The sequence below is a fragment of the Caballeronia sp. LZ028 genome, assembly GCF_031451415.1.
GTDB classification, from domain to species: Bacteria; Pseudomonadota; Gammaproteobacteria; order Burkholderiales; family Burkholderiaceae; genus Caballeronia; species Caballeronia zhejiangensis.
The window spans coordinates 221089-224706 of sequence record NZ_JARUXN010000004.1 but is presented as its reverse complement, the minus strand read 5'-3'; the positions used below and the strand labels follow the sequence as shown (position 1 = coordinate 224706).

Annotated in this window: 4 protein-coding genes; 3 read left to right on the top strand and 1 reads right to left on the bottom strand. The window is 61.6% G+C overall.

The features are described from left to right. Nucleotides 1-148: 148 nt before the first annotated feature. Entirely contained in the window at nt 149-1642 is a 1494-nt protein-coding gene (locus QCE58_RS23745; protein ID WP_250440792.1) for a form I ribulose bisphosphate carboxylase large subunit, read from the bottom strand. Between the two features lie 392 nt (nt 1643-2034). Between QCE58_RS23745 and pqqA the strand changes: the two genes are divergently transcribed. From pqqA to QCE58_RS23730, 3 genes are all read left to right on the top strand, one after another. Then, nucleotides 2035-2109: a pyrroloquinoline quinone precursor peptide PqqA gene (gene pqqA, locus QCE58_RS23740; RefSeq protein ID WP_008354335.1), complete on the top strand. Its 75-nt coding sequence runs from the start codon at nt 2035-2037 to the stop codon at nt 2107-2109. Nucleotides 2110-2189: 80 nt separating this feature from the next. Continuing rightward, entirely contained in the window at nt 2190-2756 is a 567-nt protein-coding gene (locus QCE58_RS23735; RefSeq protein ID WP_250521835.1) for a DUF447 domain-containing protein, read from the top strand. Between the two features lie 36 nt (nt 2757-2792). Further along, nucleotides 2793-3482 carry a (5-formylfuran-3-yl)methyl phosphate synthase gene (locus tag QCE58_RS23730; RefSeq protein ID WP_175983317.1) on the top strand — a complete coding sequence of 230 codons (690 nt, stop codon included), beginning with the start codon at nt 2793-2795 and terminating at the stop codon, nt 3480-3482. Nucleotides 3483-3618: the final 136 nt, after the last annotated feature.

Sequence of the window (3618 nt, the reverse complement as noted above, 5' to 3'; positions counted from 1 at the left end):
TGACCGCGGGCCTGAAAAGCTGCTTTCTTTGCTTACTTTCTTTGCAGCAGCAAAGAAAGTGAGTGCCGCCCCGCACAGGGGCAGTGCTAATAGACCGACACGAACACGGGATCCGGCGACAACAACAACAACAACAACAACAAACCTCTTATACCCCCGCCGTAGCAGTAACAGCAAAATCCGGCGTATCCGTCGACGCATAGTTGAAAGTGACATCGCGCCAGGTATCGAGCGCCTGCTGCAACGGCGTACACCTCCGCGCGGCGGTTTCAAGAATATCGGGGCCTTCACGAGCAATATCCCGCCCTTCATTCCGCGCTTTCACCATGGCTTCGAGCGCGACGCGATTGGCCGTCGCCCCGGCCTGAATCCCTTGCGGATGTCCAATCGTCCCGCCGCCGAATTGCAGAATGCAGTCATCCCCAAAGAGATCGAGCAACTGATGCATCTGCCCTGCGTGAATCCCGCCCGATGCCACCGGCATCACCTTGCGCAACCCCGCCCACGGTTGATCGAAGAAGATCCCTCGCGACAGATCAGGCTCATTGCGCGCCTCGCGGCACACGTTGTAATAGCCCTGCACCGACAACGGATCGCCTTCCAGCTTGCCGACGGCAGTGCCCGCATGAGCATGATCGACGCCCGCCATCCGCAGCCACTTCGCGATCACGCGAAACGAGATGCCATGATTGCGCTGCCGCGTATAAGTCCCATGTCCCGCGCGATGCAGATGCAGGATCATGTCGTTGCGACGCGCCCACTTCGACATCGACTGAATAGCGGTCCAGCCGATCACGAGATCGATCATCACGATGCACGACCCGAGCTCCTTCGCGAATTCCGCGCGCTCGTACATGTCTTCCATCGTGCCGGCCGTCACGTTCAGATAGTGACCCTTCACTTCGCCGGTCTCGGCTTGCGCGCGGCTCACCGCTTCCATCGCGAAGAGGTAACGATCGCGCCAGTGCATGAACGCCTGCGAATTGATGTTCTCGTCGTCCTTCAGAAAATCGAGCCCGCCTTTCAAGCCTTCGTACACGACGCGCCCATAGTTCTTTCCCGACAAGCCGAGCTTCGGCTTCACGGTCGCACCGAGCAGCGGACGTCCGTATTTATCGAGCCGCTCGCGTTCGACGACGATGCCCGTCGGCGGTCCCTGAAACGTCTTCAGATACGCAACGGGAATACGCATGTCTTCGAGCCGCAGCGCCTTCAACGGCTTGAAGCCGAACACATTGCCGATGATCGACGCCGTCAGGTTCGCGACCGATCCCTCTTCGAAAAGATCGAGTTCGTACGCGATGTAAGCGAAGTACTGCGGCTCGTCGGCGCGCGCATTCGGCACCGGTTCGACGCGATACGCCTTCGCGCGGTACATGTCGCATGCAGTGAGACGGTCGGTCCACACGACCGTCCATGTCGCCGTCGACGATTCGCCCGCCACGGCCGCAGCCGCTTCCTCCGGCTCGACACCCGCTTGCGGCGTGATGCGAAAGAGCGCGACGACGTCGGTGTCCTTCGGCGTGTAATCGGGCTGCCAGTAGCCCATCTCGCGATACTTCATGACGCCGGCCGCATAGCGCGAGCGCGGATCGGACGGATTGCGCACCGCCTCGACGGCGGCCTTGCTGAAGTCGTTCATTCCGTTTCCTCGACAGTGAGATGAGAGTGGCGTCGCGGTGCTGCTCGAAGCGATCGCCGCTTGTGAACCGCGCCCTGCTGTCATTGCAGAGTAAGCACGCGTCGCACAGAAAGGAATTCACGAATTACTTGCCCGGGCTTAAGCGATGCCTTAGTCGGGAATAGCCCTGATGCGTTTATGAACGAAGCAATGGGACACTGTGTTCTGATTTCGTCACAGTCGGCGCGCATGATGAGCGAGCCGCGCTCTTCGGCATCCGCTTCATGTCATTGGCATGGCGCTTGCATCGTCGAAGGGCCGGCCCCCTCCCGGCCGCCTGGCGGATTCGTCCGCATCGGCAAATCATCGAAGCGGTATCGAGGCATCAACCCGACTCATCTGGAGGAACGCCCATGCAATGGACTACGCCGAGCTTCACCGATATGCGTTTTGGTTTTGAAATCACGATGTATATCGCCACCCGCTAAACGCGGACCGAACCCGCACGAAGCCGCATCGAAGCGATGGCGGCTCTTTCGTGCGGCTACGAATACTTTCGCCGACCATCATGATTTACGAGACCATCGTCACGACCGCGGATCGCGATGGCCGGCCGCATATCGCGCCGATGGGCGTGCGCTTCGAAGAGGGCCTCGCGATTCTTGCGCCGTTCCGTCCGTCGACGACGCTCGATAACGTCATCGCGACGAAGAGCGCCGTCATCAATCTGACGACGGACGTGCGCGTGTTCGCGGGCTGCGTGACGGGCATTGCGCGCGACTGGCCGACGGTTGCCGCGAGCACGGTGCCAAGCGTGCGGCTCGCATCGACGCTCGCGCATATCGAGCTGCGTCTCGCCGAACTTCTCGATGACGAAGCGCGCCCGACGTTGCGCATGGAATGTGTGCATCGCGAGACGCATGCGCCGTTTCCGGGCTTCAATCGCGCGCAGGCGGCGGTTGTCGAAGGCGCGATTCTCGTGAGCCGGCTGTTCATGTTGCCGCCTGAAAAGGTGGATAGCGAGGTGGCGTATTTGCGGATCGCCATCGACAAGACTGCGGGCGACGCCGAGCGCGAGGCCTGGCAATGGCTTTTGCAGGCGATCGAGGCGCATGGCGCGAAGGCTGTGAGCTGACGCGTTTTCCGTAGCCATCCCTCTGGAGTTTCGACGATGACCGCATTGCTCGCGAGCGTCCGCTCGGCCGACGAAGCCTTCGATGCGGCGGACGCCGGCGCCGAACTGATCGACCTGAAGGAGCCGGGCGCGGGCGCGCTGGGCGCTGTTGCGATCGGCGATATCGCGCGTATCGTGGGGGCGTTGCGTGCGCGGTATGCGGTGCGGCCGATCAGCGCGACGATCGGCGATTTGCCCAACGATGCGCTCGACGAGATGACCGCGCGCGTGCTCGATGTCGCGGCTACGGGCGTCGATTATGTGAAGGTCGGGGTGTCGCCCGGGGCGGGCGCTTTTGCGTGCTTGCGGCATCTGGCGAGCTTGCCGGCGGCTGTCGTGCCGGTGTTGTTATCCGACGATGGCGTGGATCGCGAACTGGCCGCGCTTGCGGCGCAACTGGGCTTTGTGGGCATCGTGTTCGATACGGCGAGCAAGGACGGGCGCACGTTGTTCGATTGCGTCGATGTGGGGGCGCTTGCTTCCTGCATCGGCGATGCGCGCAAGCGGGGGACGATGATTGCCGTCGCCGGATCTTTGAGGTGGGACGATCTCGACAGGATTCGTTTGCTCGCGCCGGATATTGCCGGGTTTCGTGGGGCTCTTTGCGATGAGCGCGATGGACGTACTGGGAGGCTTGATCCGCTTCGCGTCGAGAAGTGGGTTCGGGCTTTGCGTCTTGCTCGCTGAGCGTTTGTTATTCGGGGGCTTTTTCGCCGGATCCCGGTTTCGCGTCGGTCTATTAGCGTTGCCCCTGTGCGGGGCGGCACTCACTTTCTTTGCTGCTGCAAAGAAAGTAAGCAAAGAAAGCAGCTTTTCAGGCCCG